This window comes from Pseudomonas asplenii (genome assembly GCF_001293465.1).
GTDB lineage: Bacteria > Pseudomonadota > Gammaproteobacteria > Pseudomonadales > Pseudomonadaceae > Aquipseudomonas > Aquipseudomonas fuscovaginae_B.
The window spans coordinates 216,399-231,278 of record NZ_JSYZ01000004.1; the positions used below are offsets into that span (position 1 = coordinate 216,399).

Here is a 14,880-nt window from a genome sequence, read left to right on the forward strand (position 1 = left end):
TGGCCCGCCACGCAACCCAAAGCTTCATCTTCAAGGCAGGTTTATGAACGGATTGCCCCACGACAACGATGTCGCCACCCTGCTCGCTTGCCTGGACTGGTCGCAAACCGCCCTCGGCCCGCGTCAGGACTGGCCGCAGAGCCTGCGCACCGCTGTCGATATCGTCGTCCATTCCCCCATGCCGATGCTGCTGTTGTGGGGCACGGAGCGAGTGCAGATCTATAACGACCGTTTTTCCCGGCTCTGCGGCAACCAGCATCCCCAGGCCTTCGGGCAAGCGTTTGCACTGACCTGGCCGCAATACCTGGAGTTTAGCGCACCGCTGTTACAGGCCGTGGCCCAGGGCCGCAGCGTCGAGCTGGCGGAACAGCAGTTCATCCTGCAGCGCCCCGAAGGTGACACCGACCTCTGGCTGGACCTGACCTACAGCCCGGTGCGCGACGAGTCCGGCGAGGTGGCCGGCGTGCTGGCCACCGCCATCGAAGTCAACGAACGACGGCTGCGCGCCCAGGAACTGGAGCAACGCTCCGAGGCCAGCATCAAGGCCCAGCGCGACAGCGAGGAACGCCTGCAACTGGCGATGGCCGCCACCGGCACCCTCGGCACCTGGGACTGGGATATCGACCAGGACCGTTTCGTCACCGATGCCCGGTTTGCCCGGCTGCATGGCGTCGACCCGGCACTGGCGGCACAGACGCCCCTCAGCGTGTACATGGAAAGCGTGCACCCGGAAGACCGGGGCCTGGTCGCTCGCGGCATCAAGCACTGCCTGGAGAACAACACCGAGCACGCCGAGGAATACCGGGTACAGACCGACGGCCAGATCCGCTGGGTGTTCGCCCGCGGCCGCTGCTATCAGGGGCCCCATGGTCGCGCCCAACGCTTCGTCGGCGCCGCCCTCGACATCACCGAACGCAAGCAGAACGAACAGGCCCTGCGCCAGAGCCAGACCGAGCTGCAACTGGTGATCAACGCGGTGCCGGCGCTGATCGCCTACGTCGACCGCGAGGAGCGCTTTCGCCTGAACAACAGCGCCTATCTCGACTGGTTCGGCAAGACCCCACAGGAACTCTACGGCAAGACCCTGCGCGAAGTGCTCGGCGAACAGGCCTATGCCATGCGCGCCGAACATGTCGCCGGGGCCCTGGCGGGCAAGGCCTGCAGCTTCAGCCTCGACACGCCCTATCGCGACGGCAGCACGCGGCACGCCAACATGCGCTACCTGCCGCGCCACGGCCAGGATGGCGCGGTGAACGGCTTCTACATCTTCGTCAGCGATGAAACCGAGCGCAAACGCACCGAGGAAGCCTTGCGCAACCTCAACGAAACCCTTGAGGAGCGCGTCGCCCAGCGCACCCAGGCGCTGGCCGAGTCCAACCAGCGCCTGCAGAACGAGATGTTCGAGCGCGAGCGCGCCGAAGACGCCCTGCGCCATGCGCAGAAGATGGAGGCGGTCGGCCAGCTCACCGGTGGCATCGCCCATGACTTCAACAACATGCTCACCGGCATCATCGGCAGCCTGGACCTGATGCAACGCTACATCGCCGCCGGGCGCAGCGCCGAGATCGGCCGCTTTGCCGATGCCGCGGTCAACTCCGCCCAGCGCGCAGCCGCCCTGACCCACCGCCTGCTGGCATTCTCCCGCCGCCAGTCGCTGGACCGCCGACGCATCGAGCCGAACCAGCTGGTGCAATCGCTGGAGGACCTGTTCAGCCGCACCAAGGGCGCCCATATCGAGCTGCAGGTGCGCCTCGGCCAGGACGTCTGGCCGGTCAATACCGACACCGGACAACTGGAAAGCGCCCTGCTCAACCTGGTCATCAACGCCCGCGACGCCATGCCCCATGGCGGCACGCTGCTGATCGAGACGGCCAACAGCTACCTCGACGGCAGCGACATCAGCACGGTGGAACCGGTCAAGGCCGGCGACTACGTGATGATCGGCGTCAGCGACAACGGTACCGGCATGAGCCCGTCGGTGATGTCCAAGGCCTTCGACCCGTTCTTCACCACCAAGCCGATCGGCCAGGGCACGGGCCTGGGCCTGTCGATGATCTATGGTTTCGCCCAGCAATCCGGCGGCCATGTCACCCTGCACAGCAAACCCGGCGAAGGCACCTGCGTGCGTCTGTACCTGCCACGCTTTCACGCCCAGGCCGTCGAGGACGAGCCACCTGCGGACTGCCCGCAATCGCCGACCGCATCAGTCGATGAGTCGGTGATGGTGGTCGAGGACGACCCGGCGGTGCGCATGCTGGTGCTCAGCCTGCTGGACGAGCTCGGCTACACCGTTCATCCGGCCGCCGATGCCAGGACCGCCCTGCCGCTGCTGGAATCGGCGCTGCGCATCGACCTGCTGGTCACCGACGTGGGCCTGCCGGGCATGAACGGCCGGCAGTTGGCCGAGATCGCCCGCCAGCACCGCCCCGGGCTCAAGGTGCTGTTCATGACCGGTTATGCGGAGAAAGCCGCCGAACGCCAGGGTTTCCTCGAGGAAGGCATGGACCTGATCGCCAAACCCTTCACCCTGGACCTGCTGGCCAACCGGGTGCGCGACATGCTCGGCCATTGCAGCTGATTTCAGGCATAATCGCGCGCCCCAGCGTTTCAAGGTACCCCGTCAATGAAAGCCCAAGCCCGTCATATCCTGGTCAGGACCGCCGAGGAGGCCGAACAGCTCAAGCAGCGCATCGCCAAGGGCGAGGCCTTCGACGTGCTGGCCAGGAAGCATTCCACCTGCCCCTCGGGCAAGCGCGGCGGCGACCTCGGCGAAATCCGCCCGGGGCAGATGGTGGGGGCCATCGACCAGGTGATCTTCAAGAAACCGCTGCGCACCGTGCACGGGCCGATCAAGAGCAAGTTCGGCTATCACCTGGTGCAGGTTTTTTACCGCGACTGAAGGCAGACCGCGTTATCGTGCTTCGCGGATAAATCCTGCTCCCAGGGTTCACTGGGCTGCACAAAACAGGTGGCCGACACCCCACTGCCGTGGGAGCAGGGTTCATTCGCGAAGAGGTCGGCAAGCCCCCTGACGTCCGGATCAGTCCCGTGGGATCAGCGCACCACGCACCTGAATCACCCGGCTCGCCAGTCGATGCCCGGCCAGTGCCGCCGCCTGCGGATCGCCCCCCGTCAGCCGACTGGCCAGGTAGCCGGCACTGAACGAGTCCCCCGCCGCCGTGGTATCGACCACCGTCTCGACCTGCTGCGCCGGCACCTCGAACGCCTGGTCCGCGCAACGGATCAGGCAGCTTTCGGCTCCACGCTTGATCACCACCTCGGCAATACCGAACGCCTCGCAAGCACTGAACACCACGCCGGCATCGGCATGTCCGAACAACGCCTGCTCGTCCTCCAGGGTCAGCAGCGCCGTATCGACGTAGGGCAGCACCGAGCGATAGGCCGCCCGGGCCTGCTCGACACCTGTCCACAGCCGTGGCCGGTAGTTGTTGTCGAAGACCACCCGGGTATCGCCCTCACGCGCCTGACGCAGCACCGCGAGCAGCTTGTCCCGGCCGGTTTCGCCGAGCACCGCCAGGGTGATGCCGCTGAAATACAGCACGTCGTAGTCCGGCAGCGCCGCCAGGACCGGCGCGGCCGTGGCGGCGGTGAAGCAATCGCGGACCGCCGCCTCGTTGCGCCAGTAGAGGAAGCGCCGCTCGCCGCGCTCATCGGTCTGGATGCAGTACAGCCCGGGCAAACGACCGGGCAAGCGCTGGACCTGGTCCAGGCCGATGCCCTCCTCGGCCCAGATCCGGCACATGGCGTCGCTGAAGCTGTCGTCGCCCAGGGCCGTGACGTAATCCACCGAGCCGCGCCCGGCCAGTTCGCGGGAGAGGTACACCGCGGTGTTCAGGGTGTCGCCGCCGAAGCTTTGCCGCAGGCTGCCATCGGCGTGTTGTTGCAGTTCGATCATGCATTCGCCGATCAGGGCGATGCGCGGAGGAGGCAGGGTCAGGGTGCTCATGCTGGGAATCTCGTGGTGGTGTGTCGGGCCTGTTCGCGGGCAAGCCCGCGAAAGCGATCTCAGGCTAGAAACAGGTCTCGAAGGTTTCGATCACCCGCAACTGCTCATCGACAATGCACCCCACCCGCCACTTGTCGAAGGTCAGGCACGGGTGGGAGGTCCCGAAGGAGATGATGTCCCCCACCCGCAACTCACAGCCCGGCGCCACGCTCATGAAAGCGTGCTGGTCCATCACCGCCGTGACCTTGCAGGCACTGACATCCTCGCACAGCGCCGGCACCACCCCGGCCTGGTAGCGCCGCAACGGCATCGGCAACCCGGCATCGAACGCCACGTCGCGCTTGCCCAGGGCGATCACCGCAAAGCCCGGTTCCGGCATCGACTGCACATGGGCCCAGACCTCCATCGCCGGGCGCAGGCCTTCATCCAGATCGGCGCGGCGATGCAGTACGCAGCACTGCGCCTCCTTGTAGATGCCATGGTCATGGGCCACATAACTGCCGGGGCGCAGCACACTGAGAAAACGCCCATCGGCATTCTGCGCCTTGAACTCTTCGGCGATCAGGTCATACCAGGCCGAGCCCGAAGCGGTGATGATCGGCTTGGTGATGGCGAAGGCGCCGCTGTCCTGCAACTGCACCGCCAGGCGCACCAGGGAACCGGCAAAGGCACGGATGCCGCTGACGGCCTGGTCGCCGTGGATCACCCCTTCATAGCCTTCGATCCCGGTCAACGCCAGCGCCGGCTGGGCCCGGATCGCCCGGGCGAGGTCGAGCACCTCCTGCTCGCTGCGGCAGCCACAGCGGCCGCCGACCACGCCGTACTCGATCATCACGTTGAGTTTCAGGCCACGGCCGGCGAAGAACCCGCCCAGGGCGGCGACGTTGTCCGGGTGGTCGACCATGCAATGGAACTCGAACGCCGGGTCCGCCAGCAGCTCGGCGATCAGCGCCATGTTCGCCGTGCCCACCAGCTGGTTCGCCATCAATACCCGTCGTACGCCGGCGGCATAGCCGGCCCGGGTCTGCACCGCAGTGGCCAGGGTCAGGCCCCAGGCACCCTCGGCCAGTTGGCGCCGGAACAGCGCCGGAACCATGCTGGTCTTGCCGTGGGGGGCCAGTTCGGCGCCGCTGCGCTGCACGAAGTCCTGCATCCAGCGGATATTGTGTTCCAGCGCCTCACGGTGCAGCACCAGCGCCGGCAGGCTGACATCACTGACCAGTTGGGCGCCGATGGCGGCCGCGCCCTTTTCCACCGGGGGAAGGTTCACAGGCATGTCTCTGACTCCTCGAAACGCGGCCGCAGGCAGCCGCTGCTAATCGTTGATCCGACGCGCCAGGTTGTTCGCGCTGTCGATCAGCACCCGGCGATAGTCGTGGTAGTTGTTCTTCGCATCGGCCCTTGGGGCGACGATGCACAGGGTCGCAATGCAGATGCCGCGTTCATCCTTGACCGGCGCGGCGAAACAGTGGGTGAAAGTGTCGGCAACGCTGTCGAAGGAGAAGAACCCGTCGATTCCGGCCTGGCGGATTTCCTTGAGGAACACCTCCAGGGGCAGGCGCTGGCCGTCGGGCAGGATGAAGTCGTCGGGATCGATCAGGTCGACGATTTCCTGATCGCTCAGGTGCGCCAGCAGCAGACGACCGGAAGCGGTCCAGGGAATCGGCGCGTTCTCGCCGATATCCGAGGAGATGCGGAAATGCCGCTCGCCCTCCTTCATCAGCGCCACCGTGTACTTGCGCCCGTTGAGCAGGCACATCTGCGCGGTCTCGCGGGTCTGGCTGACGATCTCCTGCAAGGCGTGATCGGCCTCGCGGCTCAGGTCGAAGTGGCGCAGGTGGGCCTGGCCGAGAAAGTACAGCTGGCGACCGAGGTAGACATGCCCTTCCTTGCCGACCGGCTCCAGGATCCGACGCTCCAGCAACGACGCCACCAGCTCGTAGACCGTCGACTTGGGGCTGCCGATGCCACCGGCGATGTCGTTGGGACGCAATGGCTGGCCGACCTCCTTGAGGTAATCGAGGATATCGAACGCCCGGTCCAGTCCCTTTGCGCGGCGCTTGATGGTGTCTTCGGTCATGATCAGTGCAATCCCATTGAAAAATTGCCGGGGAGTTTACCCAGAGAGCCACGGTGATCGTTAGGACCTCTTCACGGGCAAGCCACGCTCCTACAGGTCTGTGCTGTCTGTAGGAGCGCGGCTTGCCCGCGAACGGCGCCCCAGGCTCACTTCTTCCGGTAGGCGATACAGTCGATCTCGACCTTGCAGTCGACCATCATGCTCGCCTGCACGCAGGCCCGCGCCGGCGCATGCTCGGGCTTGAAGTACTCGGCAAACACCTTGTTGAAACTCCAGAAATCCCGCGGGTCCTCCAGCCAGACACCGGCCCGCACCACATCCTCCAGACCGTAGCCGGCCTCCTCGAGAATCGCGATCAGGTTCTTCATGGTCTGGTGCGTCTGTTCGACGATCCCGCCGCTGATGATCTCACCATCCACCGCCGGCACCTGGCCGGACACGTGCAGCCAGCCATCGGCTTCGACGGCCCGGGCGAAGGGACGCGGCTGCCCGCCACCCGCGGTGCTGCCAGTGCCGTAACGAGTAATGCTCATGATGTGCTCCTTGAGTGAAAGTTAAAAACGGGTGTTCCTGAGGAATTCCGCCAGACGCGGCGACTGCGGGCGCTCGAACAGTTCCTTGGGTGGTCCCTGTTCCTCTATGCGCCCCTGGTTCATGAAAACGATCTTGTCCGACACCTCGAAGGCGAAACGCATCTCGTGGGTGACCAGCAACATGGTCATGCCCTCCTCGGCCAACCCCTTGATCACCGCCAGCACTTCGCCGACCAGTTCCGGGTCCAGCGCCGAGGTCACTTCATCGAACAGCATCAGGCTCGGGTTCATGGCGATGGCCCGGGCGATCGCCACCCGCTGCTGCTGGCCGCCGGACAGTTGCCCCGGATAGTGATCGCGGCGCTGCAGCAGGCCGACCCGCTCCAGCCATTTCTCCGCCAGGGCCACCGCCTGGTCCCGGGGCAGCTTCTTGACCTTGAGCAGGCCCAGGGTGACGTTCTGCAACGCGGTCAGGTGCGGGAACAGGTTGAACTGCTGGAACGCCATCCCGGTCATGGCCCGGTGCTGGGCGATCACCTTCTCCGGATGACGGACGCGCTTGCCATCGACCTCGCTGTAGCCGATCGACTCGCCATCGAGGGTGATCTGCCCGCCCTGGAACTCTTCCAGCAGGTTCACGCAGCGCAGCAGCGTGGTCTTGCCCGATCCGCTGGAGCCGATCAGCGTGACCACGTTGCCGCGGTGCATGTCCAGGTCGACACCCTTGAGCACTTCGAGCTGACCGTATTGCTTGTGCAGCCCGCGAATGCTGAGCAGTGCTTGCTTGTCGTTTGTCGCAATCATGGCAACGCCACCCGCTTTTCAATATGCCGACCGAGCAGTTCGATGGCGTAGTTGATGATGAAGAACAAGAACCCGGCGAACAGGTAGAACTCCAGGGTCATGAAGGTCCGGGCGATCACCTGCTGGGTGCTGAGCAACAGCTCGGCAACGCCGATCACCGACAACAGGGTCGAGGCCTTGACGATCTCGGTGGACGAGTTGACCCAGGTCGGCAGGATCTGCCGCAGGGCCTGGGGCAACAGCACGTATCCGAGCGCCTGGAAGAAGGTCAGGCCGATGGCCTGGCTGGCTTCCATCTGCCCGCGGGGAATGGCCTGCAGCGAACCGCGGACGATTTCCGCGACATGGGAGCCGCAGAACAGCGTCAGGCCCAGGGCACCGGCCTGGAACGCACTGATCTGCCAGCCCAGGGCCGGGGCCATGTAGAAGCAGGCCAGCACCAGGACGAACACCGGCGTACCGCGGATCAGGTCGACGTACAGGCGAAATGGCAGGCGCATCCAGACATTGCCGTAGGTCAGCACCAGGCCGGCGACGATGCCGATCAGCGTGCCGCAGACAATCGCCAGGGCCGAACACTGCACGCTGGTCAGGAAGCCCTGCCACAACGGCTCGCGGGCGATCCACAACTCATGCAGCCAATGGGGGGATTCGTACATGACAGGCTCCTAGCGGCGGATCGCCAGACGCTGTTCGAGCTGACGCAGCATCAGGGCAATGAGGTAACAGGCGGCCACGTAGAGCGCGGTGGTGACCAGCCAGGTCTCGATCACCCGGTAGCTCTCCACGTTGATCTTGCGGGCGTAATAGGTCAGCTCCGGCACGGCGATGGCCGCCGCCAGGGAGGTGTCCTTGAACAGCGAGATGAAGTTGTTGGACAACGCCGGCAGCACGTTGCGCAGCATCACCGGCACCGTAATGTAGGCACGCACCTGCCATTCGCCCAGGCCGATCGCCAGCCCGGCCTCGCGCTGGCCCTTGGGGATGCTCAGCAGCCCGGCGCGGAACACCTCGGTCAGGTAGGCGCCGGCATACAGCGACAGGGTGATGATGAACGAAGGGATCTTGTCCAGCCGGATGCCCAGGCTCGGCATGGCGAAGTAGATCAACAGGATCAGCACCAGGATCGGCGTATTACGGATCACCGTGACGTACACCGAGGCCAGCGTGCGCAAGGTGCGGTGCTGGCTGAGCAGGGCGAACGCCATCATCAGGCCGATCGCGCAGCCGATGGCGATCGACACCAGTGCCAGCTCCAGGCCCAGGCCGAGCCCCGCCAGCAAGCTGGGGAAGTCGCGCCACACGGCAGCAAAATTCAACTGATAGTTCATGGTTCACAGTACCTTCGACAGGGCACCGCGCGCGGCGCCCTGCTCTGGAGAGATCACTTGAATTCGACGGGGAAACCGATTTCCGGAGTGGGCAGGTCGACACCGAACCACTTCTTGAAGGAGGCGGCGTAGGTCGGGAACTCGACCCCGGTCATCGACTCGTGCAGGGCGGTGTTGACGAAGTTCAGCCAGTCCTGGTCGCCGCGCTTGACCGCACAGGCATAGGTCTGCGGGCTCCAGGCGTAGGCCGGGCTGCGGTAGCGGCCGGGGTTCTGCACCATCAGGTATTTGACCGAGGACTGGTCGGTGGCGGCGGCGTCGGCGCGACCGGAGTTCACGGCCTGGTACATCAGGTCGACGCTGTCGTACTGGTCGACCTTGGCCTGGGGCAGCGCCTGGTGCACCAGCTCCTCGGCGTAGACGTTCTGCAGCACGGCCACGGTGACCTTGTCGCCGGCAGCCTTGAGATCGTCGATCTCCTTGTACTTGCTGTTGTTCGGCAGCAGCAGGCCGACCCCTTCGCGGTAATACGGCAGGGTGAACGCCACCTGCTGGGCACGACTGGCGGTGACGGTGATGAACTGGCAACTGATGTCGACCTTGTCGGTCAGCAGGTTGGGAATCCGCGCATCCGACGACTGCACCACGTATTCGACTTTGCTCGGATCATTGAACAGGCCCTTGGCGATCATGGCGCCGATGTCGATATCGAAGCCCTGCAACTTGCCGTCCGCCCCCTGGAAGTGCCAGGGCGCGTTGGTGCTACCGGTGCCGACGATCAGGTGACCGCGCTTGAGCACGCTGTCGAGCTTGCTGTCGGCGGCCTGGGCCGTCCCTACCGCAGCCGCCGTAGCGGCCAGAATGAAAGCACAGGCTTTGAACAAGGAAGGTACGCGTTGCATGACGTTGCACTCCGATGATGTGTATTCCGCTATAGCGGAACTTGGTATGTAACAACGGAATAGACAGCAGAAAGTGTGCCACAGGAAATCGCGGTCGTTAACCGGCTCGGTAAAGTTCAGGAAAATCAGAGAGATAGGTTTTTCTGCAGGAAACCGGTTACACAAGGTGCGCGTGGGCAAATGCTACGGAAGGCAACGATGGTGGGTGCCAAGGCCCCAAGGCGGTGCAGGAGCGAAGATCAGGCGCTTCGCGGACAAGCCCTGCTCCCATCGTTTTTTGCCGCATGCAAATCTTGTGTACGACATCACCCTGTAGGAGCAGGGCTTGCCCGCGAATGGGCCGCCAGGAGCAGCACGAAATCCGGACCAGCGCAGCGGCTTCTGCTTTGCGGCACCCAAGCAAACAGCTAGTATCCCGCCCTCTCTTCCCACCGCCCTTGCGGGCCTACATGGATGTCGCGATGCGTTCCCTGCTTCTGCTCTGTTTAGTTACCCTGATCACCGGCTGCAGCATCAGGCAGCAGGTCACCCCAGTCGATTTCGCCGCCAACCCCGCCGCACGGATCTGCGTGATCCCGGCTGATGGCGTGCGTGAGTCGTTTACCGAAGCCTATGGCAATGCCCTGAAGGGCAAGGGTTTCACCGTAGCAGTGCTGCCCAGTGCGAGTAACCCGCAGGATTGCCCGCTGAGTAGCACCCTGCTGGGGCGCTGGAGCTGGGACATGGCGCTGTATCTGTCGGAAGTGGATATCAGGGTCTACCAGTTCGGCCGGGAAGTCGGCTCGGCAACCTATAACTCAAGAAGCGGCTCATTGCGCATGGACAAGTTCATCAACGCCGAAAGCAAGATCAAGGAACTGACCGACCAGTTGTTCCCGATCGGCGTGCGCCCCCTGAGCGCCCATCGCTGAGATCGCAACAGCCCAGGCAGGCGCGAGTGCCAGACATCCCCCTGGGGCTCGCGTGCGGGAACGCAACGGCACCCTGTTCGAGCTGTCTGGAAAGTGTCGCGGCCGCGCTCAGTGCAGCAGCATCACCACCGCCACGGCGAACGTCGCCATCACTGCCGTCATGCCGGTCATGTACAGTGCAAACCCCTTGGCCATGCTGATCCCCCGAAATAGGCTGTAGAAATCACCGTCGTTTTTTTGACCCTTCCAACAAACGGTCAAGGATTCTAGCAGCGAGTGATGTGTTTTTGACATTAACTTTCGCATGAATACTTTCGCCTCCCGATCGGTGGCGGCTGAACCATTTAATTAGCAGCCTAATAAAAAGCTCCGCACTTAATTCAGCGTTAATCGTGTGCAGGGAAAGTGAAGTCGACCGCGTCAGCGCAGATCTCCCCTGCCGCCTTGCGCGGCATGTCCAATGCCCTGGCGATTGGACCCTTGTTCAGCCTGATTCGGAGAAAGATCATGAAGTTTCGTACCTTACTGATGAGCGGTGCCCTGGCCCTGAGCGCCTTCGCCGGCGTGGCCCAGGCCGACACGGCTGCCACCGCCCAGGCCGTGCCCTATCACTACGGCATGCCCCTGAATATCGACAAGGTCATCTCGATGACCGAACAGCCCACCGTGGAGTGCAAGGTGGTCAAGGCCGACATGAAGTTCATCGACAAGGCCGGCAAGACCGAGGACGTCAGCTATCGCAAGCTGTCGGATGCCTGCAACTTCAACAACTGAGGCAGGGTTTCGAAGGCCCATTCGCGGGCAAGCCCGGCTCCTACAATTTTGTGTCGTTCACAATCTGGCGTACTCCCTCGAACCGTAGGAGCCGGGCTTGCCCGCGAATGGGCCCCAGAGCCCTGCCTACCCTAATGAAATCCCCCGCAAGCAGGCGCTGCCCCAGGCTCAGCGGCTGTCGAAAGCCTTGAGCATGGCCTTCTGCGTTGCCAGCAGCCGCTCCTTCACCGCCTCCCGAGCCCCTTCCAGGCGCGCCGACGGCGCCACCACGCACAACGCGTAGGCACTTTGCCCGGCCAACAGCTCGACGCCCATGGCGCTCACCCCCGGCATATGCCCGTCGGCATCGAAAGCCACCCCCGTGCGCCGCACCTCCGCCAGCTCCGCCAGCAGGTCCGGCCAATGGGTCTTGGTCATGGGCGTCAGGCTCTTGAGCTGCTTGCCCAGCAGTTGTACCACCGCCTCGTCGCTCATCCGCGCCAACAGCACCTTGCCGCCCGAAGTCGCATGCATGGTCAGGAACGAACTGGCATCCGGCACCACCCGCAACGGCTGGTTCGACACCGCCATCTGCAGAATCAGCAACTCGGCACCGCTGGCATGCAGCAGCACCGCGGTTTCACCGGTCTCGCGCGACAGCTGTTCCAGGTAGGGCCTGGCCTTTTGCGTCACATCGATATGGCTGTGGGACGCCAGGCGCATCAGCGCCGGCCCCAGGCGCACCCCGGCCGGCCCCTGGATTTCCAGTAACTGTTCCTGGGCCAGGGCATCCACCAGCCTCTGGACCGTCGAGCGCGGCAGATCGATGCGCTTGGCGATCGCCCCCAGGCTCAAGCCCCCCGGTTCGTCCTCCAGGCAGCGCAGAATGGCAGCCGCCCGGCTGATCACCTGGATACCCCCACGTTCGGTTTCAGGGACTGACATCGACATTGCTCCTTTGTACCGCTCACTGATACAGTGTACCGAAATATTGTTAGCGGTGACGTTTTCGCGCAACCGCCTTCCACAGGATTTGCGTGCATGCTGTCCCCACCCCCCGGGCCACCCGTGGCCGTTCCCTTCGACCGGCGGCTGATCATCGGACTGGTCGGCGTACTGATCGCCGCCCTGACCTCGGGCATCAACGACCGCGTCACCGAACTGGCACTGGCGGATGTGCTGGGGGCGTTCGGCATCGGCCATGACGAAGGCACCTGGATCAGCGCATTGTATGCAGCGGCGGAAGTCTCGGCGATGCTGATCGCACCCTGGCTGGCGGTGACCTTCTCGCTGCGGCGCTTCGCCATAGCCATGACCCTGGCCTTCGGCCTTTTCGGCGTGCTCTGCCCCCTGGCGCCGAACCTTGAGGCGCTGTTGCTGCTGCGGGTGTTGCAGGGCCTGGCCGGCGGCGCCCTGCCGCCTTTGCTGATGACCGTGGCCCTGCGTTTCCTGCCCTGGCACTACAAGCTCTACGGTTTGTCGGCCTATGCGCTCACCGCCACCTTCGGCCCGAACATTTCCCTGCCCCTGGCCGCCACCTGGACCGAAAACCTCGACTGGCGCCTGGTGTTCTGGCAGATCGCACCCTGCTGCCTGCTCGCCACCGCCTTCATCGCCTACGGCATCCCGCAGGACCCGCTGCGCCTGGAGCGTTTCAGGCAGGCCGACTGGCGCGGCGCGCTGCTCGGTTGCGGCGGCCTGGCCATGCTGGTGATCGGCCTGCTGCAGGGCGAACGCCTGGACTGGTTCGCCTCGCCGCTGATCGGCCTGCTGCTGGGTGGCGCGGCCCTCTGCCTGCCGCTGTTCCTGCTCAACGAGTGGTTCCACCCGCTGCCGCTGTTCAAGGTGCAACTGCTGGAACGGCGCAACTTCGCCTATGGCATCGCCACCCTGGCGCTGTTCGTCATGGTCTCGATGACCGGCGTCGCCCTGCCCGCCAACTACCTGGCCCATATCCAGGGCTACCGCGCCGAGCAAAGCATGCCGCTGGCCCTGCTGATCGCCCTGCCGCAACTGCTGCTGGCGCCCCTGGTCGCCACGGTGATCAACCGCAACTGGGTCGACTCGCGCTACGTGATCGCCTGCGGCCTGCTGCTGATGACCCTGGCCTGCCTCGGTGGCTCGCAGTTGACCAGCGCCTGGGTCCGCGAAGATTTCTACCCGCTGCAACTGCTGCAGACCCTCGGCCAGCCGATGATCGTCGTACCGCTGCTGATGGTCGCCACCGGCGTGATCCAGCCCATCGAGGGCCCCTTCGCCTCGGCCATGGTCAATTCGCTGCGTGGCCTGTCCTCGGTGATCGGCGCGGTCCTGCTGGAGAATTTCATCACCACCCGCCAGCACCTGCATTCCAACACCCTGGTTGACCAATGGGCCGCCAACCAGCAGGCCCTGATTCCGCTGCTCGATGAACAGCCGCTGGCCGGCATGGCCGCGCGCCTGCGCGAACAGGCCTTCGTATTGAGTTTCAGCGATGCCTTCCTGGCCATGATCGGGCTGATCGCGATCCTGACGATTCTCCTGTTGACCCTGCCGACCCGCCCTTTCCCTCCCCAAGCGCCGAAAATGCCATGAAACCGAAACTCTCTCTCAGCCTGGTCGGGAGTGCCGTACTCCTGATCGTCGCTTACAGCGGCTATCACCTGCTGCGCAACGACGGCACGCAGAGCACCGACGACGCCCGCATCACCGCCGATTCGGTACTGATTGCCCCGCAGATCGCCGGCGTGGTGAGCAAGGTCGCGGTGGCCGACAATGAACCGGTCAAGGCCGGCCAACTGCTGCTGGAAATCGATGCCCGCGACTATCAGGCCGCGCAGGCGGCTGCCATCGCCGCGGTCAACGCGGCCCAGGCCCAGGTGAAGGACCTTGCGGCGGAGCTCGAACGCCAGGCGACGCTGATCACCCAGGCCGACGCCACCCTGCGCTCGACGGCGGCCTCACTGAAATTCGCCCAGGCCAATGCCCAGCGCTATCGCAACCTGTCCAGTTCCGGTGCCGGCACCCGCGAAGAACAGCAGAAAGCCGATGCCGAACTGGCCCGCTGGCAGGCCGTGCACGACCACGACGCGGCGGCCAGGCTGGAACAGCAGAAGAACCGGGAAGTGCTCAAGGCCCGCCTGGAGATGGCCCACGCAGCAGTGGAACAGGCCCGCGCCACGCTGCTCAAGGCCGATCTGGAGGTGTCCTATACCCGGATCGTCGCGCCCCACGATGGCGTGGTCGGCCAACGCAGCGTCCGCGTCGGCGCCTATGTCGCGCCGGGCAAGGCAGTCATGGCCGTGGTCCCGGTCAGCGATGCCTACGTCGTCGCCAACTTCCGCGAGACCCAACTGGCCCACATGCAGCCGAACCAGGCCGTCGACATCAGCATCGACAGCTTCCCCGACCGCACCTACAACGGCCATGTCGACAGTCTCGCGCCCGCCACCGGCCTGAGCTTCTCCGCGATTGCCCCGGACAACGCCACCGGCAACTTCACCAAGGTGGTACAACGGATTCCGGTGAAAATCGTCTTCGACCATGACCAGCCCGGCCTGAACGACCTGCGGGTCGGCATGTCGGTGATTGCCCGGGTCATCACCCTGGAGAATCGATAG

16 protein-coding genes are annotated in these 14,880 nt (G+C 64.6%); 6 read left to right on the plus strand and 10 right to left on the minus strand.

Annotation, left to right across the window (positions count from 1 at the left end):
- Window positions 1-43 precede the first annotated feature (43 nt).
- Together PF66_RS07505 and PF66_RS07510 are read left to right on the plus strand one after the other, a co-directional pair.
- Window positions 44-2,578 (plus strand): PAS domain-containing hybrid sensor histidine kinase/response regulator, encoded by a 2,535-nt coding sequence (locus PF66_RS07505; RefSeq protein ID WP_054062307.1) that lies wholly within the window; start codon window positions 44-46, stop codon window positions 2,576-2,578.
- Between the two features lie 45 nt (window positions 2,579-2,623).
- Complete coding sequence (locus PF66_RS07510; RefSeq protein ID WP_054059738.1) at window positions 2,624-2,899, plus strand: peptidylprolyl isomerase; 276 nt, start codon at window positions 2,624-2,626, stop codon at window positions 2,897-2,899.
- 141 nt (window positions 2,900-3,040) lie between these two features.
- Here PF66_RS07510 and PF66_RS07515 read toward each other — a convergent pair whose 3' ends face one another.
- The 8 genes from PF66_RS07515 to PF66_RS07550 all read right to left on the minus strand — a co-directional run bounded on the left by PF66_RS07515 (window position 3,041) and on the right by PF66_RS07550 (window position 9,617).
- Entirely contained in the window at window positions 3,041-3,967 is a 927-nt protein-coding gene (locus tag PF66_RS07515) for a sugar kinase (RefSeq protein WP_054059737.1), read from the minus strand.
- Window positions 3,968-4,031: 64 nt separating this feature from the next.
- Window positions 4,032-5,243 carry an amino acid deaminase gene (locus tag PF66_RS07520; RefSeq protein WP_054062308.1) on the minus strand — a complete coding sequence of 404 codons (1,212 nt, stop codon included), beginning with the start codon at window positions 5,241-5,243 and terminating at the stop codon, window positions 4,032-4,034.
- Window positions 5,244-5,282: 39 nt separating this feature from the next.
- The gene (locus PF66_RS07525; protein WP_054059736.1) at window positions 5,283-6,047 is read right to left on the minus strand and encodes an IclR family transcriptional regulator; all 765 of its coding nucleotides are present in this window, start codon (window positions 6,045-6,047) and stop codon (window positions 5,283-5,285) included.
- Window positions 6,048-6,193: 146 nt separating this feature from the next.
- Complete coding sequence (locus PF66_RS07530) at window positions 6,194-6,580, minus strand: RidA family protein (RefSeq protein ID WP_054059735.1); 387 nt, start codon at window positions 6,578-6,580, stop codon at window positions 6,194-6,196.
- A gap of 21 nt (window positions 6,581-6,601) precedes the next feature.
- Window positions 6,602-7,384 carry an amino acid ABC transporter ATP-binding protein gene (locus PF66_RS07535; RefSeq protein ID WP_054059734.1) on the minus strand — a complete coding sequence of 261 codons (783 nt, stop codon included), beginning with the start codon at window positions 7,382-7,384 and terminating at the stop codon, window positions 6,602-6,604.
- On the minus strand, window positions 7,381-8,043 hold the full coding sequence (locus PF66_RS07540; RefSeq protein ID WP_054059733.1) for an amino acid ABC transporter permease: 663 nt from the start codon (window positions 8,041-8,043) through the stop codon (window positions 7,381-7,383). The genes PF66_RS07535 and PF66_RS07540 overlap by 4 nt, the downstream gene beginning before the upstream one ends.
- A gap of 9 nt (window positions 8,044-8,052) precedes the next feature.
- Entirely contained in the window at window positions 8,053-8,715 is a 663-nt protein-coding gene (locus tag PF66_RS07545) for an amino acid ABC transporter permease (protein ID WP_054059732.1), read from the minus strand.
- 53 nt (window positions 8,716-8,768) lie between these two features.
- Complete coding sequence (locus tag PF66_RS07550; protein WP_054059731.1) at window positions 8,769-9,617, minus strand: transporter substrate-binding domain-containing protein; 849 nt, start codon at window positions 9,615-9,617, stop codon at window positions 8,769-8,771.
- 461 nt (window positions 9,618-10,078) lie between these two features.
- Between PF66_RS07550 and PF66_RS07555 the strand changes: the two genes are divergently transcribed.
- Window positions 10,079-10,528 (plus strand): Sbal_3080 family lipoprotein, encoded by a 450-nt coding sequence (locus PF66_RS07555; protein ID WP_054062309.1) that lies wholly within the window; start codon window positions 10,079-10,081, stop codon window positions 10,526-10,528.
- Between the two features lie 108 nt (window positions 10,529-10,636).
- On the opposite strand, the gene PF66_RS07560 is transcribed toward PF66_RS07555, so the two are convergent.
- On the minus strand, window positions 10,637-10,834 hold the full coding sequence (locus PF66_RS07560) for a hypothetical protein (RefSeq protein WP_054059729.1): 198 nt from the start codon (window positions 10,832-10,834) through the stop codon (window positions 10,637-10,639).
- A 201-nt stretch (window positions 10,835-11,035) separates the two neighbouring features.
- Here PF66_RS07560 and PF66_RS07565 point away from each other — a divergent pair, with 201 nt between their 5' ends.
- Window positions 11,036-11,302, plus strand: coding sequence for a DUF2790 domain-containing protein (locus PF66_RS07565; protein ID WP_054062311.1), 267 nt, complete (start codon window positions 11,036-11,038; stop codon window positions 11,300-11,302).
- A gap of 168 nt (window positions 11,303-11,470) precedes the next feature.
- On the opposite strand, the gene PF66_RS07570 is transcribed toward PF66_RS07565, so the two are convergent.
- On the minus strand, window positions 11,471-12,226 hold the full coding sequence (locus PF66_RS07570) for an IclR family transcriptional regulator (protein WP_054059727.1): 756 nt from the start codon (window positions 12,224-12,226) through the stop codon (window positions 11,471-11,473).
- 96 nt (window positions 12,227-12,322) lie between these two features.
- Here PF66_RS07570 and PF66_RS07575 point away from each other — a divergent pair, with 96 nt between their 5' ends.
- On the plus strand, window positions 12,323-13,855 hold the full coding sequence (locus PF66_RS07575) for an MFS transporter (RefSeq protein WP_054062312.1): 1,533 nt from the start codon (window positions 12,323-12,325) through the stop codon (window positions 13,853-13,855).
- Window positions 13,852-14,880 carry an HlyD family secretion protein gene (locus PF66_RS07580; protein WP_054062313.1) on the plus strand — a complete coding sequence of 343 codons (1,029 nt, stop codon included), beginning with the start codon at window positions 13,852-13,854 and terminating at the stop codon, window positions 14,878-14,880. Before PF66_RS07575 ends, PF66_RS07580 begins: the two co-directional genes overlap by 4 nt.